Source organism: Microbacterium foliorum (genome assembly GCF_006385575.1).
GTDB lineage: Bacteria > Actinomycetota > Actinomycetes > Actinomycetales > Microbacteriaceae > Microbacterium > Microbacterium foliorum_B.
In genome coordinates this window covers 296,854-322,376 of the sequence record NZ_CP041040.1, presented here as the reverse complement: position 1 = coordinate 322,376, position 25,523 = coordinate 296,854, and the positions used below count along the sequence as shown (strand labels likewise).

Genomic DNA, 25,523 nt, shown 5'->3' with positions numbered 1-25,523 from the left:
CGACCGTCAGGCGAGGAGAACGACCATGTCATCTCGAGTATCCCCGGGGCTGATCGCACGGACTTCACTCTCAGTGATGCCGGCCACGGAGTGGATGGGGCCTCGGCGTATGCGTCGCAGGCGGGAATGAACTTCTCTCGCAGAACCTTCCTGAATTCGGCCAGATGAGCGGGCTTCAGCCTGCGCACATCGCCATCGAAGCTCGGGGTGGTCTCGAACTTCACTGCTCCGACTCGACGGCATCGAGGCTCTCGAGGAAGGCATCCCCGTTCGCGAAGGACGCCACCCGGCCGGCACTCACATGTTCATCCACTTCGCGCTCGCGTTGTTGCCAACGCTCGGTCCAGAACCACGCCTGGTCGGCGGGAACAGGCACCGCCGCACGAAGCTCCACGACTCCGTCCGGACGCTCGGTCACCTCAAGCTGCGTCCCCGGCTCGTTCAGATGCAGACGCTCGCGGACGCTGGCAGGCAGGGCGATGAGGCCTCGGCTCTGGACGCCGACATAACCATGGAACTCTGCGGTAGACATCACCCCATTGTACGGTAATGCGTCTTCACCGGAAAGCTGTATAGCAGCATTTCAGTTGCGCAGAGCGCGTTCGAGCGCGGCCTCAGTCCTCGTCCCAGGGGAGCTTCACCACGGGCAGGATGTAGACCCTCCCCATCACGGCGGTCGGATGCTTCGCCATGAAGCTCGCTGCTTCGTCGATCGACTCGGCGGTGACGATGTCATACCCCGCGAACCACTCCTTGAACTCGGGGAACGGGCCGTCGGTGACGAGCACCTTGCCGTCTCGCACCGCCACGGACTTCGCCTCTTCGGGGCCGGCCACGGGTGCGCCGTCGCCCAGCCGTCCGGCCGCGTCACCCTCTTGCGCCCACTCACCGAGCAGACGCTGGTCGGCATCGCGCGGCATCGTCTCGCCGGTCGGGTCGGTCATGTGGATCACGAGGTACTTGTTGCTCATCTGCTCTCTCCGTTCGTCATGGTCCCGGAGGGTCCGGGCACCGGTGGCACCGCGATCTCGTCGCGGCGCCGGGTCAGGTGGGCGATCTCGGCGTCGTTGCTCGCGAGCAAGATCGCGCGGTCGTAGGCGTCCACGGCATCCGCTGGTCTGCCCGCTGCGCGTAGCAGCTCGGCCCGGGTCACATGCAAGCCGTGGAAGTCCGCCAGTACATCGCGCAGCGACTCGACGACGACCAGAGCCCGCTCCGGCGAGTCCCGCTCGGCGATCGCCACGGCTCTGCCGAGAGTGACGACCGGACTCGGGTCGACGCGCTCCAACTGCTCGTAGAGCTCGACGATGCGCTGCCAGTCTGTGCGCCCCGCATCCGCCGCGGACGCATGCACCGCGTTGATCTCGGCGAGCAGAGTGTAACGACCGGGTGCCGAGCCACGCAGTCGGGCGAGAAGCGACAGGCCTTCGTCGATCAGCTCACGATTCCACAGCCCGCGGTCCTGCTCATCGAGTCGCACCAGCTCGCCTTCAGTCGAGATCCTGGCCGGAGAGCGCGCCTCGCTGAGCAACATCAGTGCCAGGATCCCCGCGACCTCTGCGTCGTCGGGCAGCAGCTCTCTGATGAGTCTTGTGAGCCGAATCGCCTCGGTGGTCAGCTCGGTGCGCAGCGCCGGCACGTCGGGGCCGGACGCGAAGTAGCCCTCGTTGAACACGAGATAGAGCACGGCCAGCACCCCGTCGATGCGCACGCGCAGGTCTTCGGGCGCGGGAACCTGATAGGGGATCCGCGCGGTCTTGATCTTCGACTTCGCCCGCGTGATGCGCTGCCGCACGGCGGATTCCTGCATCAGGAAGGCTCGCGCGATCCCCTCGACCGTGAGGCCGGCAACCACACGAAGGGTCAGAGCTACGCGCCCTTCGAGCGACAGGGCCGGGTGACAGCACGTGAACAGCAGGCGCAGCCGGTCGTCATCGATGGCGCCGGTCGGCTCGGGAGGTTCGGGATCCTGCAGCATCAGCGCCTCCCGCTGCTTCGCGTCGCGGAACGACTCCCGGCGCAGCCGATCGATGGCCTTGCGATAGGCCGTGGTGGTGATCCACCCAGCCGGATTCGGCGGCACGCCCTCGCCCGGCCACCGCTCGACAGCGGAGGCGAACGCCTCGGCGGCCATCTCTTCGGCGAGCCCGAGATCACCGCAGCGCCGAGTCAGCCCGGCGACGATCCTCGCCCACTCCTCGCGGTAAACGTGGGCGACTCGCTCATCGATATCAGCGCGACGCGACCGCCCGGCATCCGCCGTCATCGCGTCATTCCGCACCGCGACCCCTGGATGCCGCCCCCTCGAGTCATGCGTGCTCTCTCCATCCGGTCGGACGAGCGGGACCTGCAGCGAACCGGCCGTCATCACGATCATTCCCCTTCGAGGCTTCGGCGAGAAGGGGCGCCCTCCCAGACGCGGCGAGCGCGAGCCCACAGTGACGGCCGCCTGATCATGCCGGGGTGCTCGAGGGCGACGCGGCGCCGCTCGATGGTCTGCTCCGCCTCTTCGGCCTCAAGTCGGTAGAGAACACTCGCCATCATCGGATCGTTGTACACGTCGTCACCGCGCCTCTCATGTCTGAGGCCCCTGAACCGGTCGCCTCCTACCTGAACCACGAACGGCGACGAGCGGATGCGACAACGCGGCGCGAGAAAAGTCCGTACGACCCCGAGTTGTGAGCAAGTCGCATGCATCCTGCACGCCCCCGTAGGCAAAGCGTGAGGATCGCGATATTCCGGTCTGCACGGGAGTTGTATCGAGTCTCGTGCTCGACATCATCTACATCGCGCTGACTCTCGCGCTGTTCGCCCTCGTCTCCCTGGTTGCGAAGGGGGTGGAACGACTGTGATCGTCTTCGAGATCATCGCCGCCGCCCTCGCCGTGGCCGCCGTCGTCTACCTCGTGGTGGCTCTCGTCGCCCCGGAGAAGTTCTGATGGGCGCCGGCACCGAACTCTGGTTCGGCATCCTGCAAGCCGCCGTGCTCGTCGTCGCCCTCGTGCTGCTCTACCGCCCTGTCGGCGACTACATGGCGCGCGTCTTCAGCACTCCCCGTGATCTGAAGGCCGAGCGGGGCATCTTCCGCCTGATCGGCGTCGACCCGGCATCCGAGCAGACCTGGCGGGCGTATGCCCGCAGCGTGCTCGCGTTCTCGATCGTCGGTCTGCTGTTGGTCTACGGGCTGCAGCGTCTGCAGGGCTTCCTGCCCCAGTCGCTCGGACTCCCGGCCGTGCCCGAGGGGCTCGCCTTCAACACCGCGGCGTCGTTCGTCGCGAACACCAACTGGCAGTCGTACTCGCCCGAGCAGACCATGGGCTACACCGTGCAGCTCGCGGGCCTCACTGTGCAGAACTTCGTCTCGGCCGCCGTCGGTCTGGCCGTCGCGGTCGCGCTGATCCGCGGCCTCTCGCGCCGCGGCTCGACCACGATCGGCAACTTCTGGGTCGACCTGATCCGCGGGCTCGGACGCATCCTGCTGCCGATCGCTCTGATCGCCGCCATCGCCCTGATCGCGGGCGGCGTGGTGCAGAACTTCGCCGGCTTCACCGATGTGACCACGGTCTCGGGCGGCACGCAGACCATTCCCGGCGGACCGGTCGCGTCACAGGAGGCCATCAAGCTGCTCGGCACCAACGGCGGCGGCTTCTTCAACGCCAACTCGGCGCATCCGTTCGAGAACCCGACCGGATGGACCAGCCTGCTGCAGATCCTGCTGATCCTCGTGATCCCGTTCTCACTCCCCCGCACGTTCGGTCGCATGATCGGCGACAACCGCCAGGGCTACGCGATCGCCGCCGTGATGGGCACGATCTTCCTGGTCTCGACCTTCGCGCTCTCGGCCCTCGAGCTCGCCGGCCGAGGCTCAGCACCCGAACTCGCCGGCGCCGCCATGGAGGGCAAGGAGGTGCGCTTCGGCATCCTCGGCTCGACCCTCTTCGGTAGCGCCAGCACCCTGACCTCGACCGGTGCCGTCAACTCGATGCACGACTCGTACACGGCGCTCGGTGGCATGATGCCGATGCTCAACATGATGCTCGGCGAGGTCGCGCCCGGCGGCGTCGGCTCGGGCCTGTACGGCATGCTCGTGCTCGCGATCATCGCGGTGTTCGTCGGTGGACTGCTCGTCGGGCGCACCCCCGAGTACCTCGGCAAGCGCATCGGCCCGAAGGAGATCAAGCTCGCGAGCCTCTACATCCTCGTGACGCCCACGCTCGTGCTGATCGGCACGGCCCTGAGCTTCGCGATCCCCGGCATCCGCGCCGACGTCGAGGCGACCAGCATCCTCAACCCCGGTGTGCACGGCATGAGCGAGGTGCTCTACGCCTTCACCTCGGCGTCGAACAACAACGGCTCCGCCTTCGCCGGCCTCACTGCGAACACCCCGTGGTTCAACACCGCACTGGGCATCGCGATGCTGCTCGGCCGGTTCCTTCCGATCGTGCTCGTGCTGGCCCTGGCCGGATCCTTCGCCGCGCAGCAGCGCGTGCCGGAGAACACCGGAACCCTGCCCACGCACCGACCGCAGTTCGTCGGCCTCCTCGCCGCCGTCACGGTCATCATCACGGCACTCACCTACTTCCCCGTGCTCGCACTGGGACCCCTCGCTGAAGGACTCGTCTGACATGACATCTCACGTTTCGTCCCGCTCCGCTCGCTCAACGACCGAGGAAGGCTCCGCTCGCTCAACGAGCGGGGACCCAGAACAGCAGGATGCTGCGGCATCCGAAGCCACTCCCGCCGAACCGCCCCGCTCGTTCGGCTGGGCGCAGCTGACCCAGGCTCTTCCGGGAGCGCTGCGCAAGCTCAACCCCGCATCTCTCGTGCGCAATCCTGTGATGCTGCTCGTCTGGGTCGGTGCCGCGTTCACGACGGTGCTCGCGATCGCCGAGCCGTTCCTCGGCGGCCCCGCCGACTCGGGCGGAACCCCGGTGCCCGCGCCGTTCACCTGGGGCATCGCGATCTGGCTGTGGCTGACCGTGCTGTTCGCCAACGTCGCCGAATCGGTGGCCGAGGGCCGCGGCAAGGCGCAGGCCGCGAGCCTGCGCAAGACCCGCACCAGCACTATGGCCCGCAAGGTCGTCAGGTATGACGCAGCGGATGCGTTGGCCGAGCGGTCGGACGCTGTCGACGTCTCATCGGCCGAGCTGCAGCGCGACGACATCGTGATCGTCACGGCGGGTGAGCTGATCCCCGGCGACGGCGACATCATCGCCGGCATCGCGACCGTCGACGAGTCGGCCATCACGGGCGAGAGCGCCCCCGTCATCCGCGAATCCGGCGGCGACCGCAGCGCCGTCACCGGTGGCACACGCGTGCTGTCTGATCGCATCGTCGTGCGCATCACCTCGAAGCCCGGCGAGACGTTCGTCGACCGCATGATCGCCCTCGTCGAGGGCGCGAGCCGCCAGCGCACCCCCAACGAGATCGCGCTGAACATCCTGCTCGCGAGCCTGTCGATCGTGTTCGTCGTGGTGGTGCTCGCGCTCAACCCGATCGCGTCGTATGCGGCCTCGCCCGTCAGCATCCCGGTGCTGATCGCCCTGCTCGTGTGCCTGATCCCGACCACGATCGGCGCCCTGCTCTCGGCCATCGGCATCGCCGGCATGGACCGTCTCGTGCAGCGCAACGTGCTCGCCATGTCGGGCCGTGCCGTCGAGGCCGCGGGAGACGTCACGACCCTGCTGCTCGACAAGACCGGAACCATCACCTACGGCAACCGCCGCGCCCACGAGGTGCTGCCTCTCGCAGGAGTCGACGCCGAGGAGCTGTTGCGCGTCGCCGCGCTCTCGTCCCTCGCCGATCCCACCCCGGAAGGCGCGTCGATCGTCGAGTTGGCCGCGTCGCACGGCATCCGGATCGCCGAGCCGGCCGGAGCGGTCGTCGTGCCGTTCACTGCACAGACCCGCATGTCGGGCCTCGACCTGCCCGATGGCACGCAGATCCGCAAGGGTGCAGGCTCGGCGATCAGCGCCTGGCTCGGACTTGACACGAACGCCCAGCTGACCGAGCTCACCGACCGTGTCGCCTCGAGCGGCGGCACCCCCTTGGTCGTCGCCGTGAAGCGCGCGGCGGGCTCTTCTTCGGCCCGGATGGCTGGACAGGTCACGGATGGCTGGGCGGATGCCGTCGATCAGTCAGCCGACCGGGGAATCTCCAGCCAAGTGGCCGGGGCCGGGGCAGCTGCCGAGGCCACCGACCGTGTGCTCGGCGTCGTGCACCTCAAGGACATCGTGAAAGACGGCCTGCGCGAGCGGTTCGAGGAGCTGCGCAGCATGGGCATCCGCACGGTGATGATCACGGGCGACAACCCGCTGACCGCCGCCGCGATCGCCAAGGAGGCCGGGGTCGACGACTTCCTCGCCGAGGCGACTCCTGAGCAGAAGCTCGAGCTGATCAAGCGCGAGCAGGAGGGCGGCCGACTCGTCGCCATGACCGGCGACGGCACGAACGACGCCCCCGCTCTCGCCCAGGCCGACGTCGGCGTCGCGATGAACACCGGCACGTCGGCGGCGAAGGAGGCCGGCAACATGGTCGACCTCGACTCGGACCCGACCAAGCTCATCGACATCGTGCGCATCGGCAAGCAGCTGCTCATCACCCGCGGAGCTCTCACGACGTTCTCGCTCGCCAACGACATCGCCAAGTACTTCGCCATCATCCCGGCGATGTTCATGGGCGTCTTCCCCGGACTCGCGGCGCTCAACATCATGCAGCTGCACTCGCCGGCATCCGCCGTGACCAGCGCGATCATCTTCAACGCGATCGTGATCGTCTTCCTGATCCCGCTCGCACTCCGCGGAGTGAAGTACCGGCCGGCGAGCGCCTCGCAGATCCTGCAGCGCAACCTGCTGGTCTACGGCCTCGGCGGAGTGATCGCACCGTTCATCGGCATCAAGCTGATCGACCTCGTCATCACCCTCATCCCCGGCTTCTGACCCCAGATCGGGGGCCGACACTCCAGATGTCGGACGCAACCCCGTCGCCGGTCCTCCGACTGGCGTGTCGGCCCCCGCAGTGGTCACACACAACCCTCCGACTTTGAAAGGCATCTCATGTCCTCCACCCGCACCATGGCCCGCACCGCCGGCGTCGCCATCCGCGCGATGCTCGTGCTCACCCTCGTGCTCGGCGTCGGCTACACCCTGGTCGTCACCGGCATCGGCCAGCTGCTCCTTCCGTGGCAGGCGAACGGCTCGCCGCTTGCCGACGACAAGGGCAGCTCGCTGATCGGTCAGTCCTTCACGGATGCCGAAGGCGAGGCCCTTCCCGAGTACTTCCAGTCACGCCCCTCTGCCGCGGGCGCCGGCTACGACGGAACCAGCTCGGGTGGCAGCAACCTCGGCCCAGAGAACCCCGATCTCGTCGCGTCGATCGGCGAGCGCCAGGCGGCCATCGCCGGGCGCGAGGGCGTGAGCCCGGGCGCCGTGCCGGCCGACGCTGTGACGGCATCCGGCTCGGGCCTCGACCCGCACATCAGCGTCGCCTACGCCCTGCTGCAGGTGCCGCGGGTGGCCGACGAGCGCGGCCTGCCCGAGCAGCAGGTGCGCGACCTCGTGGAGTCTAGGATTCAAGGGCGGGATCTGGGATTCCTCGGCGAAGAGCGCATCAACGTCGCCGAACTCAATCTCGCGCTCGATGAGCAGGAGGGCTGATGACGGCAGAGCGGATGCCGCGGCGCGGCCGACTCCGCGTGCTGCTCGGCGCAGCGCCCGGTGTCGGCAAGACCTTCGAGATGCTCGTCGAAGGTCGCCGACTGCTCGATGAGGGCCGCGATGTCGTGATCGCGATCGTCGAGACGCATGAGCGCGCGGCGACGGCGGCGCAGACCATCGGCATCCCCGAGGTGCCCCGTCGCATCGACCTGCACCGAGGCGTGCCTCTGAGCGAGATGGACCTGGAGGCGGTGCTCGCGCGTCGCCCCGAGATCGCCCTCGTCGACGAGCTCGCCCACACCAACACCCCCGGTTCGCAGAACACGAAGCGCTGGCAGGACGTCAACGCACTGCTCGATGCGGGCATCGACGTCGTCACGACCGTGAATGTGCAGCACATCGAGTCGCTGAACGCGGTGGTCGAGAAGATCACCGGCGTCGCGCAGCAGGAGACGATCCCCGATGCCGTGGTGCGCGCGGCCGACGAGATCGAGGTCGTCGACCTCGCGCCGCAGTCGCTGCGCGACCGGCTGTCGGCCGGCCTCGTGTATCCGGCCGAGCGCATCGACGCCGCGCTGTCGAACTACTTCCGCCTCGGCAACCTCACCGCATTGCGCGAGCTCGCGCTGCTCTGGCTGGCCGACGAGGTCGACAGCGCGCTGCGCAGCTATCGCGCCGACCACGGCATCGAGGGCACCTGGCAGGCACGCGAGCGCGTGGTCGTCGCCCTCACCGGCGGCCCCGAGGGCGAGACGCTGCTGCGCCGCGGTGCGCGGATAGCCGCCCGCTCGGCCGGCGGCGAGCTGCTCGCAGTGCACGTGGCCACGCAGGACGGACTGCGCGACGAGACTCCAGGGACTCTGGCGGCACAGCGGTCGCTCGTCGAGTCGCTCGGCGGCAGCTTCCACCAGATCATCGGCGACGACATCCCCGGCACTCTCGTCGAGTTCGCGCACGGCGCCGACGCCACGCAGCTCGTGATCGGCGTCAGCCGCCGCGGTCGCCTCGCGGCGGCCCTGACCGGACCCGGCATCGGATCGGAGGTCATCCGCCGCTCCGGCGACATCGACGTGCACATCGTGACGCACGCCGCCGCGGGCGGACGCGCTGCACTCCCCCGCATCACCGGGGGCGCGCTCGGATGGCGCCGACAGCTGCTCGGGTTCGTCGTGGCGCTGGTGTTCGGGCCACTGCTGTCGTGGATGCTGTTCACCTTCCGCAGCCCCGAATCGATCACTGCAGAGGTGCTCGCGTACCAGCTGCTCGTGGTCGTGGTGGCGCTGGTCGGCGGGGCACGCCCCGCAGTCTTCGCCGCCGTGCTGTCAGGCATCACGCTCGACTTCCTCTTCGTCGCACCGCTCTTCACCATCACGGTCGCCCACCCTCTGCACGTGCTCGCGCTCGCGCTCTACGTCGTGATCGCCGTGCTCGTCAGCATCATCGTCGACCAGGCCGCCCGACGAGCGCGCACGGCCCAGCGCGCTGTCGCCGAGGCCGAGCTGCTCGCCGCCGTCGCCGGCAATGTGCTCCGCGGGGACAACGCCGTGCTCGCCATGATCAGCCGCACCCGCGAGGCGTTCGGTCTCACGGGCGTGCGCTTGCTCACCGCCGACGGCGAAGTGCTGGCGAGCGACGGCGAACCCGTCCCCGACGGCCGAGCCACGACTGTCACCGTCGGCGCAGGCGGGCCAGCACCCGCCGTGCTCGAACTTCACGGCGAACCCCTCGACACCCCGGCTCGGCGCCTGCTCGACGCGATCGTCGCCCAGCTCGCCGCCGCAATCGAGCACACCGATCTGCGCGCCACCGCGCGCGAGGTCGCTGCTCTCGCCGAGACCGACCAGGTGCGCAGCGCCCTGCTCTCGGCGGTCAGCCACGATCTGCGTCGCCCGCTCGCTTCGGCGGTCGCCGCGATCGGTGGACTCCGCGGGGCGCACGGCCTGTCGGCATCCGATCGGGAAGAGCTGCTCGCCACCGCGGACGAGAGCCTCGCCACCCTGTCGTCACTCGTCACCGATCTGCTCGATGTCAGCCGCGTGCAGGCTGGCGTTCTCGCCGTCTCGAACATGCGACTCGACGTCGCGGGTCCCGTGCTCGCGGCCGTCGACGAACTCGCCCTCGGTCCCGACGACGTGGAGCTGGCGTTGGATGCCGATCTGCCGGCCGTGGCGGCCGATCCGGTGCTTCTGCAGCGGGTGCTCGTGAACGTCATCGCGAACGCGCACCGCCACGCGCCGACCGACAGTCGCGTGATCGTGTCGACGAGCACCATCGGCGACCACGCCGAGATCCGCATCATCGACCGGGGCAAGGGCGTGCCGGCTGAGAAGCACGACCGCATCTTCCAGCCGTTCCAGCGTCTCGGCGACACCGACAACACCGCTGGCCTCGGCCTCGGCCTCGCGCTGTCGCGCGGGTTCACCGAGGGCATGGGCGGTACCCTGACACCCGAGGACACCCCGGGTGGTGGACTCACCATGGTCATCTCACTGCCTCTGGCAGGAGAACCCGATCTCACGCAGGAGGAGACGGAGTGAAGCTCCTCATCGCCGACGACGACCCGCAGATGGTGCGGGCGTTGCGCATCACCCTCGCCGCCCACGGCTACGAGGTGGTCGTGGCCGCCGACGGTGCCGCTGCTGTGGCCGCCGCCGCGCAGACGCACCCCGACATCATCATGCTCGACCTCGGCATGCCGCGACTCGACGGCATCGAGGTGATCCAGGCGCTGCGCGGCTGGACCACCGTGCCGATCATCGTCGTCTCGGGTCGCACCGGTTCGGCCGACAAGGTCGAGGCGCTGGATGCCGGAGCCGACGACTTCGTCACCAAACCGTTCCAGGTCGACGAGCTGCTCGCGCGGCTGAGGGCGCTGTCGCGTCGGTCGGTGCCCGCCGGAGGCGAGTCGACCGTCGGGTTCGGTGACGTCGTGGTCGACCTCTCGACGAAGACGGTGACGCGTGCGGGTTCCCGAGTTCACCTCACTCCCACCGAGTGGCGCATGCTCGAGCACCTCGCCCGGCATCCCGGTGCCCTGGTCACCCGGCAGGATCTGCTCAAGGAGATCTGGGGCAGCGAGCAGGTCTCCGACTCGGGCTACCTGCGCCTGTACATGTCGCAGCTGCGTAAGAAGCTCGAGGCCGAGCCCAGCACTCCGGAGCACCTGCTCACCGAGTCGGGAATGGGCTACCGGCTCGTCCTCTGAAAGGTCTCGGTCGCTCTCCGTTCACAATTCAGCATGAGCGTGGCTCCGACGTCAGAATCCGGGGGCTTCCGGCATCGCCGCCGAGATCTGTGCTGAACAGTGAACGGTGTGCGTGATCAACGCTTCGTGATCGTAACCGCGACCGTGTCACCGATGTCCTTCCCCAGCGACTTACGCGCCTTCGCATTCAGCGACACCATGTGGCCACCGGTGCCCGTCACCATCGCACCCACGTTCTCGATGACGAGGTCGTCGACCCTGGCGTCGACCCTGACGGACTTCCCGGTGCCGAAGAACTCAGCGGAACCGGGTATCTCGACACAGCTCCACGTCTCGCCCTTGACCTCGACACCGATCGTCGTGTGAAAGCTCAGCTGATCCGCACTCATGAGAACAGGCTATTCGCGACCGAGCGCAGAGTCAGAGGGCGATGTCGGCGCGAGGACGACGCAGCACTCCCCAGACACCCGCCGCGACGAGGGCGACCGCGACGACGATCGCGGCGATCGCGGTGACCGTGCTCTCGGGTTCGCCGGTCAGACGACCGACGGCCAGCCAGCCGAGACCCCACGCGGTCGCGAGGGCAGGGGCGATGCGCCGAGTGACGAGGGCGCTGGCCACGCCGATCACGAGCACGACGGCGAGCACGGCGACGGCCCAGATCTCGGCCTGGTCTGCCCACGCTGCCGGGGCGATCTGCGTGAACCACGCTGTCGTGTTGGCCACGGTCGCGATCGTGACCCAGCCGAAGTGCAGGCCGTTCGCACCGTCGACCACGATGCGCTCGGGCCAGGTGCGGGCGCGGCTGCGGCCGAGGATCACGATGACCCGGGCGAGAGTGGCGAGCAGCAGCGCGATCACGAGCACCGTCAGCGGAAGCGACAGGAACTGCGCCGTCACGAGCCAGAGCCCGTTCAGGATCATCGAAGCGGCGATCCATCCGCCGACCGCGCGCTGGCGTTCGTCCGCCCGCTGCGCCGGAAGCGCCTGCCACACCGTGTAGGCGATGAGTCCGAGGTAGATCAGCGACCAGATCGAGAAGGCGGGGCCGGCCGGGGCGAGATACGACCCCTGGGCCGAGAGCGCGCCATCTTGCAGCTCGCTCACCGAGGTGCCGCCGAACGCGCCGGATCCGACGGCCGCGGCTATCAGCATGAAGGTCGCCGAAGCGATGATGATCGTCTGGCGACCGATGTCCTGCATCCGGGATTCCATGCTCGCACCATACGCGCGCGGGCACGGGAGCGCACCAGCCTTGACACCGGCACCCGAAAACGCTAGCCAGGCTAGCTAAATCTTCGGCGAAGATCGTCTCTCAGGCCGCGACGGCCGCGTCGATCAGCACCTCGGCCGCATTGCGCGCCTGCACGGCGACCTGCGGATCCGCGGCGATGGCCGCGGTGCTCTGCGCACCCTCGGCGAGGATCGACAGCTGTGCAGCGAGGGATGCGGGCGCCCCCGCCGCGACGACGAGCCCCGCCATGTACTCCTGGAACGAGGCCTTGTGGTCGCGCACGATCTTCGCCACCTCGGGGTTGGTGCCGCCGAGCTCGCCGAACGCGTTGATGAAGGCGCAGCCGCGGAAGTCGTCGGTGCAGAACCAGTCCTCGAGATACCCGTAGACGGCGAGCAGTCGGTCGCGCGGGTCAGCACCGGCATCCGCCACCGCCCCCGTCAGACCCGACTCCCACTCCCCGTGCTTGCGGGCGAGGACCGCCGTGACGATGTCGGTCTTCGACGGGAAGAGCGCGTAGAGGCGCCGCAGCGACACGCCGGCGGCGGCCCTCAGCTCGTCCATGCCGACAGCCGCGTATCCCTTGCGGTAGTAGAGCTCGTCCGCCGCCGCAAGGATCTGTTCACGCACCGTTTGCTCCGTCATGTCCTCAGTGTACTTGACATGAGAACGAGCGTTCTCTACAGTGGACAACATCAGCCGAGAACGACCGTTCTCACCACACCGAAAAGGATCAGGATCATGGGTTACATCACCGTCGGAAACGAGAACAGCACCCCGATCGAGCTCTACTACGAAGACCAGGGATCGGGCCAGCCCGTCGTCCTGATCCACGGGTACCCGCTGAACGGACACAGCTGGGAGCGCCAGACCCGCGAGCTGCTCGCGCAGGGCTACCGCGTCATCACCTACGACCGCCGCGGATTCGGCCAGTCGTCGAAGGTCGGCACCGGATACGACTACGACACGTTCGCCGCCGACCTCAACACGGTGCTCGAGACCCTCGACCTGCGCGACGTCGTGCTCGTCGGCTTCTCGATGGGCACCGGCGAGCTCGCCCGCTACGTCGCGAAGTACGGCCACGACCGGGTCGCCAAGCTCGCGTTCCTCGCCTCGCTCGAGCCCTTCCTGGTGCAGCGCGACGACAACCCCGAGGGCGTGCCGCAGGATGTCTTCGACGGCATCGAGGCCGCAGCCAAGGGCGATCGCTACGCCTGGTTCACTGACTTCTACAACAACTTCTACAACCTCGACGAGAACCTCGGCAGCCGCATCAGCCAGCAGGTCGTCGACGCCAACTGGAACCTCTCGGTCACCAGCGCCCCGGTCGCGGCCTACGCCGTGGTCTCGTCGTGGATCGAGGACTTCCGTGGAGATGTCGACGCCGTGCGCGACGCCGGCAAGCCCACGCTGATCCTGCACGGCACGAAGGACAACATCCTGCCCATCGACGCCACCGCCCGCCGGTTCCACCAGGCCGTGCCCGCCGCGACCTACGTCGAGGTCGAGGGCGCCCCGCACGGTCTGCTCTGGACCCACGCCGACGAGGTCAACGCCGCACTGAAGGACTTCCTCAGCAAGTAATCCGCGAACCGCCCGAGAGCCCGGCATCCGCCTCAGGATGCCGGGCTCTCGCCGTGCGCCGTCAGCGCTTGACGGTCACCGTGAGCGTCTTGCTCTGGGTGCTGCCGGCGGCGTTCACGAATTCGACGCGGTAGGTGTGCTTCCCCACCGCACGGTCGGCGACCGGCACCGCCACCCGCTGCGCGGCGGGACTGCTCGCGACCATGTCGCCCTGGGAGATCAGCGCGCCGTCTTCGTACAGGCGGTACGAGGTCGCGTTCGTGCCCCACCACATGTCGGCAGTGAGCGTGTACGAGCCGTCGCCGTCCCAATTGTCGGCCGAGAGCACGGGCACGCCGGGGGCGGCATCCGTCACCTTCACCGTCACGGGCTTCACCGCCGTCACGCCCCTCGAGTTGACCAGTTCGCCGGTGTAGACGTAGCTGCCGTTCCCCTTCCCGGTCACGGCGACCTGCGCGGTCTGCGCCGCGCTCCCGCCGAAGGTGAGCGGCACCGTCTCGATCAGCGTGCCGTTCTCGAACACCCGGAGCTTCGTGGCGTTCGACCCCCACCACAGGTTCATGGTGAGCGTGAAGTCGCCGTCGAGCAGCCCGGTGTCATGGCCGTTGTCGTGCGACAGCACTCCCCGCGCCGGCGCGGCCGTCGCCGAGTCCTTCAGCACGAGCGCGTCGACGGCGGCATCCAGTGCATCCAGCGCACCCGCGACAGCCGATGCACTCGGGCTGGTCGCCGCGAGCACGATGTCGGCTCGCGCGATCGCACCCGGCACCGCATCCGTCGACGCCTCGACATACGCCGCCAGGTCGAGAGCCGCAGCCGCATCGCGCCGCTCGCGCAGCTGTGAGGTATCGGCACCGGGCACCGGTTCGCGCACGAGTTCGAGATCGTCGATCGTTCCCCACGCCCCCGCCGGAAGAGCCGCGGAGACTCGCACGACAGCCGTGCCCTCGGCCCCGACCTGCAGCGCGTCGGTCGTCGGCGTCGACCACACCCGCCAGCCGTCGAACCCGAAGGCCGCAGCGGCACCGGCGGTCGACGGGGCCGACAGCGACAGCGACGCCCGTCCGTCGGCGCCCTCCCCGTCACCCTGCAGCGACGCCCGCGCGACATACGACCCTGCGGGCAGCCCGGTCACCGTCTGCGACAGCTCGAACGAGTACGCGGATGCCGAATAGAAGTGCGCCGAGTGGGTTCCGCTGCGCGGGTCGTCCCACGCACGCAGCGTGAGCCCGGATCCGTTCACGCTCCACATGCTCGTGTCCGCATCCTCGAAGCCGGGGTTGCGCAGGAAGTTCCGCGCGGCGACCGTCACAGTGGCGGAGGCCGCGAGGCCCGCATCCGTCACACCCGAGATCGCGTACTCGCCGATGCCCTCGATGTACTGCGCCGCGTCAGACCAGGTGACCGCCTGCTGCTCCGACGAGCCGTCGTTGTAGAGCACGGACACCTCGTCGGGCAGGTCGACCGCATCACCCTCGACCAGCTGCAGCGCCACGGGCTGCACCGACTCGACCGCCCGCGGAGCCTGGGCCCCGGTGCGCACGTACGAGAAGATGTTCAGGGCATCGGATGCCGTGCCGTCGAAGCCGAACAGCGCCTGGTTCTCCCACGCCGATCCGCCGAACCACTGGCCTGCATCATGGGGCTCGTACTCGCCCGCGAAGCTCGAAGCCCACCCCGAGCCGTCGCGCTCCCAGAGCACCTTGTTCTGCTCGAGCTGCGACGGCGGCCCCACCGGAAGCCACGCGGGCTCCCAGTAGTAGACGCCGATGCCGGCCTCGCCGACGTCGGCGACCGCCTGCACGACCGCGTGCACCGCATCGGCCTGACCCTGCACGCTCACGGGGTATTGCGTCGCCTCGGCGGGCAGGTCGATCACGTTGCCGTGGCCGTCTCCGTCGTCGAGCGTGAACGCCCACGAGGTCTCGGCGACCATGACCTTCTTGCCGTAGGTCTCGGCGATGTGCGAGAGCACCGACGTGAGGTTCTCGGGTGTGCCGTGCCAGAACGGGTAGTACGACGACGCGAACACGTCGTAGTCGACGTCGCGGCGGTCGAGCTGCGCGGCGACGTCGGCATAGAAGCCGGCGCGCTCGGGATTGGTGAAGTGCACGGCGACGAGAGTGTCGGGCGCTTCGGCGCGCACGGCGGCCGAGCCTGCCGAGAACACCTTCGCCATGTCGTCCCAGCCGCGCACTCCGGCGACGCCGCCGTTGGTCTCGTTGCCCACCTGCACCATGCGCAGGTCGACTCCGGCATCCACCAGTCGTCGCACGGCATCGCGGGTGAACGTGCCGACCTCCGCGGCGACCTGATCGGCCGTCAGGCCCTCCCACGCCTTGGGCACCTGCTGCTTCGCGGGGTCGGCCCAGAAGTCGGAATAGTGGAAGTCGACGAGTACGCCGAGCCCGGCATCCGTCGCCCGCTGCGAGATCTCGATCGCCCGATCCACGTCGACGTCGCCGCCGCCGTAGCCGTTGCCGTTAGCGTCGAACGGGTCGTTCCACACGCGCACGCGCACGTCGGTGACCCCGGCGTCGGCGAGGATCTCGAACAGATCGCCGGGCGTGCCCGCGGCGTCACGGAACACCACGCCCGACTCCTCGAGCGACAGCACCGACGACACGTCGACGCCGCCGATGAAGTCGGCGGGCAGGTTCTCGACTCGCGGGACGGTGATGCTGGCATCCACCGGCTCGGCGGATGCGACGGCCGCGGGCACGGATGCCGCGGACGACGCGGCCGACGCCGGCAGCGCGACCCCGATCAGGGCGACGGCGGTGACCGTGGCCAGGGCGGTGGAGAGAAGGGAACGCGTGCGACGGTGCATGACGGCCTTTCGAGCAGTGCAGGAAGAGAGGATCAGCCCTTGACGGATCCCTGGGTGAGCCCGCCGACGATGTACTTCTGCAGCGAGAAGAACAGCGCGAGCACGGGCACGGCGGCGACGACGACACCGGCGGCGAACAGCCCCCAGCGCGAGGTCAGCTGGTTCGAGACCCACTGGTACATGCCGACGGCGAGGGTCCAGTTGTCCTCGGAGGTGAGAATGATCTTCGACAGGATGAAGTCGCCGAAGGCCGCGAGGAACGCGAGCAGGGCGACGACCGCGAGGATCGGCACGACCAGCGGCATGATGAGCCGCCAGAAGATCTGCGCATGGCTGGCGCCGTCGATCTTCGCCGACTCGTCGATCTCGACGGGGATCGTGTTGAAGAACCCGTACATCAAGAAGGTGTTCGCACCGAGTGCGCCGCCGAGGTAGACGCAGATCAGCGCGATCTTCGAGTTGATGCCGAGCGCCGGAACCACGTCGCCGATGGTCTGCAGCATCAGGAAGATCGCGATGAAGGCGAGCGCCTGCGGGAACATCTGCAGCACGAGCAGCGTCGTGAGGCTCGCGCGTCGACCGCTGAAGCGGAAGCGAGAGAACGCGTAGGCGCCGCAGGCACCCATCAGCACGGAGCCGACCGCGGTCACGCCGCCGATCAGCAGGGTGTTGCCGAACCACACCCAGTAGCGGGATTCGCCGAGGGCGATGTAGTTCGCGGGGTCGAACGCACTGAACAGGGCGCTGGATGCCGCGAGGCTGCCGTTCGGGTTGAGCGACGCCGACAGCACGTAGACGAGCGGGAACGCGGCGAAGAACAGCACGCCCGCGGCCAGGATGTACTTCCAGCCGACCTCGCTCCACCACCGACGCCGTCGGGCGCCTGCGCGCGCGGCATCCGCTTCTTTCGATGAACCGGTCACGATGACTCTTGTCTCACTCATCACTGGTACTCCTCGAGCTTGCGGGTCTGTCGGAAGCTCAGCGCTGAGATGAGGCCGACCACGATGAAGGCGATGATCGACAGCGCGCTCGCGAGGCCGTAGTCGGCCGCACCACCCGAGACGCCCGAGACGTCGTAGATGGCCGAGACGAGGATGTCGGTCGAGCCCAGTGCGTACGGAGCGCCGGCGATGGCCGGCCCGCCGTTGTTGAAGGTGTAGATCACGGTGAAGTTGTTGAAGGCCACCGCGAACGAGGCGATCAGCAGGGGTGCGGTCGACACGAGCAGCAGCGGCAGCACGATTGCCCGGAAGCGCTGCAGCTTGTTGGCGCCGTCGATCTCGGCGGCCTCGAGGGTCTCGCCCGGCAGCGACTGCAGCGCGCCCGTGCACACGAGGAACCAGTACGGGTAGCTCAGCCACACGTTCACGAAGATCACCGCGGCTCGGGTCAGCCACGGGTCGCCGAGCCAGTTGATCTGCGAGCCGAAGAAGAACAGGTCGTTGATCACGCCGAACTCGGCGTTGAACATGCCGCGGAACAGCAGCGCGGCCATGAACGCCGGGAAGGCATAGGGAAGGATGAACAGCGCCCGCAGGAACCGGCGGCCCTTGACGCGGGGGTCGTTGTAGACGATCGCGAGACCGAGTCCGACGGCGAAGCTGAGTACGACCGACAGGATCGCGAAGGCGAACGTCCACACGGTGACGCTCAGCAGGGTGCCGGCGAGGTTCGCATCCGTGAACAGCTTCACGAAGTTGGCGAAGCCGACGTTCACCGACCAACCGGTCGGCAGCGCCGTGCCGTCCTCGGCGACGAACGCGCCGAGATCCGTGGCCGTGTAGACCGTGCCCGACTGCGTGTCGGTGATCGTCTGCGCCTCGGCATCCCACACCAGCGTGGGTTCGTAGACCGAGCCGGTCGACCCCTCGCGGGTGCGGATCGACCCGTCGTTCGGGTCGTCCGAGACCGGAACCCTGAGGTCCTTGATCGTCGCTCCGAGTGTCGGGTCGGTCAGCACGGTCGCCCGTGGGACGACCTCCCAGCCGGGCACCTCACTCGGGGCGCCGGTGGTGCCGATCTCGGCATCGGATGCGGTGGTCAGCGGCTCGGTCGCGGATCCGACCTGCACGTCACCGTCGTCGTCGACGATCGCGAAGCCGAGCTCGCCGCCGCGCTGCACGATCGAGAGCGGGTAGTCCGACGAGCCGTCGATGCGACGCTCGCCCTGGATCAGCGCGGCCTCGACCGCCTGCTCCTGCGTGCCGACGTGACCGGTGCCGTAGTTCGTGAAGGCGATGTACGCCGTGTAGCCGAAGATGAAGACCTGGAAGACGAGCAGGAAGATCAGCCCGGGCAGCAGGTACTTCAGCGGCAGCGCCTTGCGGGTGAAGTACACCCAGTCGGCGATGATCACCAGTAGCACGACGACGCCGAGGACGATCCAAGACTCGGCGCTCCAGGCCGAGATCGCGGTCATGATGCCGAAGGCGTTGACCAACGCCATCAGCGCGAGCTTGATGAGGAAGCCCCAGCCGAGGCCGCGGAAGCGGCGGGCGTGGGATTCGCGCGAGGGCTTCACCACGGGGGTGGGGGCCTCGGCCGGAGGTGCCTGGATCGTCATGTGTGCGTCCTGTCTGAGGATCGCGAGACGGGGAGGGTTTCGGGCCCCTCCCCGTCTGGCGGGGTCAACCGGCGAGAGTCGTCTCGAGGTCGGCGACCATGGTGTTCCACGTCGACACGGGGTCGGCGCCGTTGATGATCTGCGCCTGCGCGGCGTTCCACAGATCCCAGACCGAGCCCATCTCGGGGATCGACGGCATCGGAACGCCGGACTGAGCGGATGCCACGAAGCCGGCGGTGATCGGGTCTGACGAGACCTCCTCGGCGAGCGTCGACCACGCGGGGATGCGGGGGTCGGCCTCGTAGAGCGCACGCTGCGCGTCTTCGGTGCCGAGGTAGTTCGTGAGGAACTCCTGGGCGAGCAGCGCGTTCTTGCTCTTGCTCGAGAGGTAGAAGCCCTGCACGCCGACGAACGGCGCGGCGGCCTCGCCACCCGCAGAGGGGATCGGGTTCACGGCGACGTTGACACCCTCGAAGGCGCTGATGGCCCACGGGCCCTGGATCGTGTACGGGGCCTTGCCCGACGCGAACAGCTCGTTGTTGATGTCGTAGTCGATCGTGGTCGAGATGTATCCGGTGCCGCTCGAGCCGTTGGCGCCGAGCCAGGTGGCGAACGCCTCGCCGGGCGCTCCGCCCATGCCGACCTCGCTGGTGTACGAGCCGGTGTCGTCCTGCACGAAGACGGGGGCGCCGAACGACGTCTGCAGTCCGTACATCGTGTAGCCGTCGCCGGTCTCGCCGCCGGTGTTGATGACGAACGGACGCTCGGTGCCGGCAGCGACACCCTTCGCGATCATGTCGTCCCAGGTGGCCGGGGCCTCAGCACCGACGAGGTCGACGTTCTGCACGAGAGCGATGGTCTCGAGCGAGTACGGCATCGCGTAGAGCTGGCCGTCGTAGGTCATGGCGTCGAGGGCGACCTGCTCGAACTCCGATGCCTTGTCGCCGAGGTCGATCGTGTCGACGACACCGGCCGCGACCAGCGCGCCGAGCCAATCGTGGGCGCCGACGGTGATGTCGGGGCCCTCGCCGGTCGGGACCTGCGCGATGAAGTCGTTGCGGAGGTCTTCGAAGTTCTTCTGCACGAGGGTGACCGTGGCTCCGGTCTCCTCTTCGAATGCCTCGGCGGCGGCGGTGATCGCGGCTTCGCGCTCCGCATCCGTCCAGATGACGAGTTCCGCGCCGTCGCCGGATGCGGCGTCGTCGCCGCCTTCGGGTGCGCCGGCGGAGCAGCCCGCGAGGACCACGGCCGCGGCCAGAGCGAGTGCGCCGACTCCGATGTGCTTGCGCATGCGTTTTCCTATCTGTCGTGGCCGACGATGCGCTGCGCGTCATCGCGACCGGGGTGGGTGTTGCTGTGTGATTCGAGGTGGTGCAGGGTCGTGCGGGTCGTGCTGTCAGTGGGAGGTGCGGATGACGGCGACGCCGCGCGCCGCGATGGTCAGGGCGCCCGAGATCTCGGCGCCGCTGAGGAGCTCGACGCCTGCGGCTTCGAGCTCGACGTCGTCATCACGGTGGTTCACGGCGATGCGATAGACCGCGTCGGCGCCGTGGCGGGTGATGACCTCGAGACCTTCGGCGACACCCGACGGGGTGACGTCGGCATCGGCGTAGACCTCGTGCAGGAGTGCGCGCATTCCCGCGGCATCCAGTCGGGTGCCGACGTACCAGCCGGTGCCGGCGCCGTGGCGGTGGCGCGTGATCGCGGGCTCGCCCTCGCCGGGGCCGCCCGAGAAGTTCGCGACGACCTCGGCTCCTTCGAGCGCGATGTCCTCCTGCCAGACGTCGGCGACGATGCCCTCGTGGTCGACCCAGTCGAGTCCGTGGCTCTCGCCCTCGCGCAGCGGCAGGAACTCCTCGACCGTGAGGCCGAGCGCGTCACGCAGCGGGGCGACGAAGCCACCGGCGTGCACGGCGTCGTTCTCGTCGACGATGGCCGAGAAGAACGACACGAGCAGCGTGCCGCCCTCCTTGACGTACGAGGTGAGGTTCGCGGCATCCGCGGTGCTGAGCAGATACTGCGCCGGCGCGACGACCAGGCGGTAGCCCGAGAGGTCCTGCCCGGGCAGAGCGAAGTCGACCGTGATGCCGTCGCGCCACAGCTGCTCGTAGAAGCGGCGCACCTGGGCGGCGTGCGTGACGTCTTCGGAGGGGCGCCACTCGAGGTCCTGTGCCCAGAACGACTCGAAGTCCCAGAGGATCGCGACGTCGGCCTTGACCGTGCTGCCCTGCACCTCGTCGAGGCGGCCGAGCGCGGTGCCCAGATCGACGACCTCGCGGAAGACCCGCGACTCGGTGCCGGCGTGCGGCAGCATCGCGGAGTGGAACTTCTCGGCACCCGAGCGGCCCGCGCGCCACTGGAAGAACAGGATGCCGTCGGCCCCGCGGCCGAGGTGCGTGAAGGAGTTGCGCTTCATCTCTCCGCGACGCTTGGCGATGTTGCGCGGCTGCCAGTTGACGGCCGAGGTCGAGTGCTCCATGAGGATCCACGGCTTGCCCCCGCCGACCGAGCGGCTCAGGTCGGCCGCGATCGCGAGCCCGATGTGCGCGTCTTCGTCGGCGGCCCACAGGTAGTGGTCGTCAGAGACGATGTCGACCTCGCGGCCCCAGGCCCAGAGGTCGGTGGTCCAGCTCTGGTTGGCCATGAAGTTCGTGGTGACAGGCTGCGTGGCGTGCGCGCGGATCGCGTCGCGCTCGGCGATGAAGCATGCGCGCAGCTGGTGATCCGTGAAGCGCGCGAAGTCGAGGCGCTGGGCCGGGTTCACGACGCTCGGGGCGATGGCCGGGGCACCGACGTGCTCCCATGCCGAGTAGTGCTGACCCCAGAAGGCGGTGCCCCACGCGCTGTTCAGCGCGTCGAGGGAGCCGTACTTCTCCTGGAGCCAGAGCCTGAAGGCGGCGACCGCGGCGGGCGAGTAGTCCTCGCCGACGGGAACGCCGTACTCGTTGTGCACGTGCCACAGCACGACGGCCGGATGCTGCGCGTAGCGCGTCGCGAGTGCATCCGCGATCCGCACGATCGCCTCGCGGTAGGCCGGCGACGAGTGCGAGGCCATGCCGCGCGAGCCGAAGCCCATCGTGCGACCCTCGCGGTCGATCACATGGGCGTCGGGGTGGTTCGCGAAGAACCACGCCGGCGGGGATGCCGTGGGCGTGCCGAGGTCGACCTTGATGTCGTTCGCGTGCAGCAGGTCGAGCAGCTCGTCGAGCCAGGCGAAGTCGAACTCGCCCTCGGCGACCTCGATGAGCGCCCACGAGAAGATGCCGACGCTGACCAGGTTGACCCCGGCCTCGCGCATCAGGATGACGTCGTCACGCCACGTCTCGGGCGACCACTGCTCGGGGTTGTAGTCGCCGCCATAGGCGATTCCGCGCAGCTCAGGCCAGGCGTGGGGCGAGGTCATCGGCACTCCATCGGGTCGGTGTGGTTCGTGGTGCGGTCCCGTCGTGCAGTCGCTCAATCGACTGGGACCGGTCTCAGCCTGACTCATGAGACTGACTGGGACCGGTCTCAGTTCTACCCCAGGTTGCCCCTCGGCCACAACCGCCGTTATCGAACTGAGACCGGTCCCAGGTTGGACTACCGCTGGACGGGATGCTGTGGGTAGAGTCACAGGCGATGAGTGATGTCAGCGCGAAGCGCAAGCCGACGATCCGCCAGATCGCGGCGCAGGCGGGGGTGTCCCGCAGCACGGTCTCGCGGGTGATCAACGGCGGGCACTGGGTGTCCCCCGATGCCAGGCAGGCTGTCGAAGAGGCGATCCTCGCCACCGGCTACACCGCCAACCACCACGCCCGCAGTCTGGCGACGGGCCGCGCCGGTTCTCTGGCGTTCCTGCTGACCGAACCGCAGCAGCTGCTGTTCGATGACCCGACCTTCGCGCTGCTGCTGCGCGGTGCGGCCGAAGCCCTGGCACAGCGGGCGATGACCCTGGTGTTGCTCGTCGCCGGAACCCCTGCCGAGCGCGAGAGCGTCGCACAGTTCCTCAGTGCGGGGCACGTCGACGGCGTCATGCTGATCTCGTCGCACGAGTCCGATCCTCTGCTCGACCAGCTGATCGAGGTCGGCATCCCCACCGTCTGCTGCGGACTGCCCCTTGGACACGAACGCGAGCTCTCGACGATCTCGGTCGACGAGGTCGCCTCGGCCCGCACGATGGCCGCGCACCTCGTGGCGCAGGGCCACCGCCGCATCGGCATGATCACGGGTCCCGACGACACCCCCGGCGGTCGCTACCGCCTGGTCGGCTTCCGCGAAGAGCTCGGCGAGCTGTTCGACGAGACCCTGGTCGAGGTGGGCGACTACTCGTTCGAGTCAGGGCAGGCGGCCATGACCCGGATGCTCGAGCACGACGTCGACGCGGTCTTCGCCGCATCCGACCGGATGGCCGCCGGAGCCATCGCCGCCGCCCGCCGCGCCGGGCGCCGTGTGCCCGAGGACATCGCGATCGCCGGCTTCGACGACTCGGGCCTCGCCGCGACCCACGAGCCGCCGATCACGACCATGCGTCAGCCCTGGGATCAGATCAGCGCGAAGATGGTCGCCGTGCTGCTCGAGGTCATCGCCGGCGCCTCCCCCCGCTCCGTCATCCTCGACACCGAGCTCGTGGTGCGCGAGAGCGCGTAAGGACGCCCACGCTGCAGCCGCAGCCCTACGCCCGGTCGAGCACCTCGCGGAGCTTCGCCGCGAACGCTTCGGGCTGACCGGCATAGCCGAACTCGCCGCCCATGAAGCCGCCGTGGTGACTGGGGAAGACCGTCGCCTGCTGGCCGAGCTGCTCGGCCAGGGCGATCGCAGTGCGGCCGGTGTAGACCTTCAGCGACTCCTCTCCGACGGCCACGACGATCCGGGTGGGCGCCGCCTTCAGAGCCTCGATGTCCGGCACGTAGAGGGGAACCGCCCACGAGAGTTCTGACAGCAACGGGTCGTCCCGCGAGCCGTCGTCATCGGTCGGCATCCCGAATGCCGCGGGGTCAGGCGCTGGCTGCGCGAGATACTCATCGGTGACTTCGCCCTCCCACGAGGTCATCGCGACGAACGCCGCCATCCCTGCGCCCCACCCCTTGTCCTGATACACCTGCGTGTAAGCGACCCGCGCACGGTGGACAGCCTCGGCATCCGGCAGCACGCTGTCGATCGGCGGCTCGTGGGCGACCAGGGTCGCGACGTCACCCGGGTGTGCCGTGACCAGAGCGAGTGCGGTCACCGCACCGCCGCTGCTCGCGAGCATGTCTACCGGGCCGGCGCCGAGCGCCTCGATGATCGCGTGGACATCCTCGGCCTGGGTCTCCGGCTCGTTCGTGACGCCGCCGTCCTTGCGCGTGCTGCGGCCCAACCCACGCGGGTCGTAGGTCACGACGGTGCGATCGTCGAACAGCTTCACCTGGGCCTGGAATCCGCTCGCGTCCATCGGCTGGCCGATCATCATCAGCGGAGGGCGACCATCCACGGTCGGCAGCGGCCCGTGAACGTCGTAGACCAGATCGACCTCCGATAGCTCGAGCGTGTGCTGCGTCACTGCGGCCTCCTCCATCGGCGAACGATCTCACTGGGATGCTACGACGCGGCATCCCCGTGCGCCACCAAGTCGTTCACACTACGAGCGCTCGCGTCGACGGCGCACGGCAGGGCAGCGCGTCAAGCGGTCGGGAAGCGTGGATCGAGGGCGTAGTCCTTCTGGCGCAGCGAGAGAGCCGCTGCGACCTGGGCGGGCGCGTCGTCACCGACGAGCACGCGGAGGCGGGGATCGTCCGTCGCCCCGACTCGGGCGAGGATCGCCGCGGCAGCACCCTGCGGTGTCGTGCCGCCTCCCGACTCAGCCGCAGGCCAGGGCACCTCGGCAGTGCCGAACATCTCGATTCGTTGCCGTCGTAGGGGGCCAGGGGCGAACTGAACCGCATGCTCGAGCCCGCCCACTCGGTGTCGAGCGCGCCCGGCTCGATCAGGGAGACGCGGACGCCGAATCGTCCGACCTCCCCCGCCATCGCCTCACTGAACGCCTCGAGGCCCCATTTGGTGGAGTTGTAGAGGCCGAGCATCGGCATCGTCCCGACGGCTCCCACCGTCGAGATCTGCACGATGTGGCCGCTGCCCTGACTGCGCATGATCGGGATGACCGCTTGGCTCAGCCAGAGGGGTCCGAGCAGATTCGTGTCGACGATCGCGCGAGCATCCTCTTCCGAGGCCTCTTCGACGGCCCCGATCACGCCGTAGCCGGCGTTGTTCACGAGCACGTCGATGCTGCCGCGCACCCCGGCAGCGTGCTCTACGACTTCGTGTGCCGCCGCGCGGTCACGCACGTCGAGGTTCATCACGGTCAGCCGCTCGTGGTCGGGCAGCGTGTGGTCGCCTCTGACCGTCGCCACCACCGCGTGTCCGACATCCAGGGCGGCGAGGGTGAGGGCTCGCCCCAGGCCCCGATTGCCGCCGGTCACGTGGAGCGCGTCCTGA

Annotated in this window: 22 protein-coding genes; 8 read left to right on the top strand and 14 right to left on the bottom strand. The window is 68.7% G+C overall.

What is annotated here, in order from left to right; translation table 11 throughout:
• Positions 1 to 220 precede the first annotated feature (220 nt).
• From FIV50_RS01605 to FIV50_RS17575, 4 genes are all read right to left on the bottom strand, one after another.
• The gene (locus tag FIV50_RS01605) at positions 221 to 532 is read right to left on the bottom strand and encodes an AbrB/MazE/SpoVT family DNA-binding domain-containing protein (RefSeq protein ID WP_140035895.1); all 312 of its coding nucleotides are present in this window, start codon (positions 530 to 532) and stop codon (positions 221 to 223) included.
• 82 nt (positions 533 to 614) lie between these two features.
• Entirely contained in the window at positions 615 to 971 is a 357-nt protein-coding gene (locus tag FIV50_RS01600; protein WP_140035894.1) for a YciI family protein, read from the bottom strand.
• Positions 968 to 2,368: an RNA polymerase sigma factor gene (locus tag FIV50_RS01595; protein ID WP_308810383.1), complete on the bottom strand. Its 1,401-nt coding sequence runs from the start codon at positions 2,366 to 2,368 to the stop codon at positions 968 to 970. Before FIV50_RS01595 ends, FIV50_RS01600 begins: the two co-directional genes overlap by 4 nt.
• Positions 2,369 to 2,373: 5 nt before the next feature.
• Positions 2,374 to 2,544, bottom strand: a complete 171-nt coding sequence (locus tag FIV50_RS17575) for a hypothetical protein (protein ID WP_219846238.1) — start codon at positions 2,542 to 2,544, stop codon at positions 2,374 to 2,376.
• 304 nt (positions 2,545 to 2,848) lie between these two features.
• Here FIV50_RS17575 and FIV50_RS01590 point away from each other — a divergent pair, with 304 nt between their 5' ends.
• From FIV50_RS01590 to FIV50_RS01565, 6 genes are all read left to right on the top strand, one after another.
• The gene (locus FIV50_RS01590) at positions 2,849 to 2,938 is read left to right on the top strand and encodes a potassium-transporting ATPase subunit F (RefSeq protein WP_056276367.1); all 90 of its coding nucleotides are present in this window, start codon (positions 2,849 to 2,851) and stop codon (positions 2,936 to 2,938) included.
• Positions 2,938 to 4,623, top strand: a complete 1,686-nt coding sequence (kdpA, locus tag FIV50_RS01585; protein WP_140035893.1) for a potassium-transporting ATPase subunit KdpA — start codon at positions 2,938 to 2,940, stop codon at positions 4,621 to 4,623. The genes FIV50_RS01590 and kdpA overlap by 1 nt, the downstream gene beginning before the upstream one ends.
• A 1-nt stretch (position 4,624) precedes the next feature.
• Complete coding sequence (gene kdpB / locus FIV50_RS01580) at positions 4,625 to 6,937, top strand: potassium-transporting ATPase subunit KdpB (protein WP_258184365.1); 2,313 nt, start codon at positions 4,625 to 4,627, stop codon at positions 6,935 to 6,937.
• Positions 6,938 to 7,054: 117 nt separating this feature from the next.
• Positions 7,055 to 7,654 carry a potassium-transporting ATPase subunit KdpC gene (kdpC, locus tag FIV50_RS01575; protein ID WP_140035892.1) on the top strand — a complete coding sequence of 200 codons (600 nt, stop codon included), beginning with the start codon at positions 7,055 to 7,057 and terminating at the stop codon, positions 7,652 to 7,654.
• A 14-nt stretch (positions 7,655 to 7,668) separates the two neighbouring features.
• Positions 7,669 to 10,191, top strand: coding sequence for an ATP-binding protein (locus FIV50_RS01570; protein WP_140038578.1), 2,523 nt, complete (start codon positions 7,669 to 7,671; stop codon positions 10,189 to 10,191).
• Positions 10,188 to 10,859: a response regulator gene (locus tag FIV50_RS01565; protein ID WP_140035891.1), complete on the top strand. Its 672-nt coding sequence runs from the start codon at positions 10,188 to 10,190 to the stop codon at positions 10,857 to 10,859. Before FIV50_RS01570 ends, FIV50_RS01565 begins: the two co-directional genes overlap by 4 nt.
• A 116-nt stretch (positions 10,860 to 10,975) precedes the next feature.
• Here FIV50_RS01565 and FIV50_RS01560 read toward each other — a convergent pair whose 3' ends face one another.
• The 3 genes from FIV50_RS01560 to FIV50_RS01550 form a co-directional block, all read right to left on the bottom strand.
• The gene (locus tag FIV50_RS01560; protein ID WP_140035890.1) at positions 10,976 to 11,248 is read right to left on the bottom strand and encodes a DUF1905 domain-containing protein; all 273 of its coding nucleotides are present in this window, start codon (positions 11,246 to 11,248) and stop codon (positions 10,976 to 10,978) included.
• Positions 11,249 to 11,279: 31 nt separating this feature from the next.
• On the bottom strand, positions 11,280 to 12,074 hold the full coding sequence (locus tag FIV50_RS01555) for a tryptophan-rich sensory protein (protein ID WP_140035889.1): 795 nt from the start codon (positions 12,072 to 12,074) through the stop codon (positions 11,280 to 11,282).
• Positions 12,075 to 12,174: 100 nt separating this feature from the next.
• Complete coding sequence (locus FIV50_RS01550; RefSeq protein ID WP_140035888.1) at positions 12,175 to 12,738, bottom strand: TetR/AcrR family transcriptional regulator; 564 nt, start codon at positions 12,736 to 12,738, stop codon at positions 12,175 to 12,177.
• A gap of 96 nt (positions 12,739 to 12,834) precedes the next feature.
• Between FIV50_RS01550 and FIV50_RS01545 the strand changes: the two genes are divergently transcribed.
• On the top strand, positions 12,835 to 13,677 hold the full coding sequence (locus FIV50_RS01545) for an alpha/beta fold hydrolase (protein WP_140035887.1): 843 nt from the start codon (positions 12,835 to 12,837) through the stop codon (positions 13,675 to 13,677).
• Between the two features lie 61 nt (positions 13,678 to 13,738).
• On the opposite strand, the gene FIV50_RS01540 is transcribed toward FIV50_RS01545, so the two are convergent.
• The 5 genes from FIV50_RS01540 to FIV50_RS01520 all read right to left on the bottom strand — a co-directional run bounded on the left by FIV50_RS01540 (position 13,739) and on the right by FIV50_RS01520 (position 22,476).
• Positions 13,739 to 16,507 carry a glycosyl hydrolase 53 family protein gene (locus FIV50_RS01540; protein WP_140035886.1) on the bottom strand — a complete coding sequence of 923 codons (2,769 nt, stop codon included), beginning with the start codon at positions 16,505 to 16,507 and terminating at the stop codon, positions 13,739 to 13,741.
• 32 nt (positions 16,508 to 16,539) lie between these two features.
• A complete protein-coding gene (locus FIV50_RS01535; RefSeq protein ID WP_140035885.1) occupies positions 16,540 to 17,451 on the bottom strand; it encodes a sugar ABC transporter permease in 912 nt (303 codons plus the stop codon).
• On the bottom strand, positions 17,451 to 19,073 hold the full coding sequence (locus tag FIV50_RS01530; RefSeq protein ID WP_140035884.1) for an ABC transporter permease subunit: 1,623 nt from the start codon (positions 19,071 to 19,073) through the stop codon (positions 17,451 to 17,453). Before FIV50_RS01530 ends, FIV50_RS01535 begins: the two co-directional genes overlap by 1 nt.
• 64 nt (positions 19,074 to 19,137) lie before the next feature.
• The gene (locus FIV50_RS01525) at positions 19,138 to 20,364 is read right to left on the bottom strand and encodes a sugar ABC transporter substrate-binding protein (RefSeq protein ID WP_140035883.1); all 1,227 of its coding nucleotides are present in this window, start codon (positions 20,362 to 20,364) and stop codon (positions 19,138 to 19,140) included.
• A gap of 105 nt (positions 20,365 to 20,469) precedes the next feature.
• The gene (locus FIV50_RS01520) at positions 20,470 to 22,476 is read right to left on the bottom strand and encodes a beta-galactosidase (protein WP_140035882.1); all 2,007 of its coding nucleotides are present in this window, start codon (positions 22,474 to 22,476) and stop codon (positions 20,470 to 20,472) included.
• Positions 22,477 to 22,691: 215 nt separating this feature from the next.
• On the opposite strand from FIV50_RS01520, the gene FIV50_RS01515 reads away from it, so the two are divergent.
• Positions 22,692 to 23,699 (top strand): LacI family DNA-binding transcriptional regulator, encoded by a 1,008-nt coding sequence (locus FIV50_RS01515; protein ID WP_140035881.1) that lies wholly within the window; start codon positions 22,692 to 22,694, stop codon positions 23,697 to 23,699.
• 25 nt (positions 23,700 to 23,724) lie between these two features.
• Here the strand turns inward: FIV50_RS01515 and FIV50_RS01510 are convergent, their stop codons facing one another.
• Entirely contained in the window at positions 23,725 to 24,591 is an 867-nt protein-coding gene (locus FIV50_RS01510; RefSeq protein ID WP_140035880.1) for an alpha/beta fold hydrolase, read from the bottom strand.
• A gap of 73 nt (positions 24,592 to 24,664) precedes the next feature.
• Positions 24,665 to 25,507 carry an SDR family NAD(P)-dependent oxidoreductase gene (locus FIV50_RS01505; protein WP_258184364.1) on the bottom strand — a complete coding sequence of 281 codons (843 nt, stop codon included), beginning with the start codon at positions 25,505 to 25,507 and terminating at the stop codon, positions 24,665 to 24,667.
• Between the last annotated feature and the right edge of the window lie 16 nt (positions 25,508 to 25,523).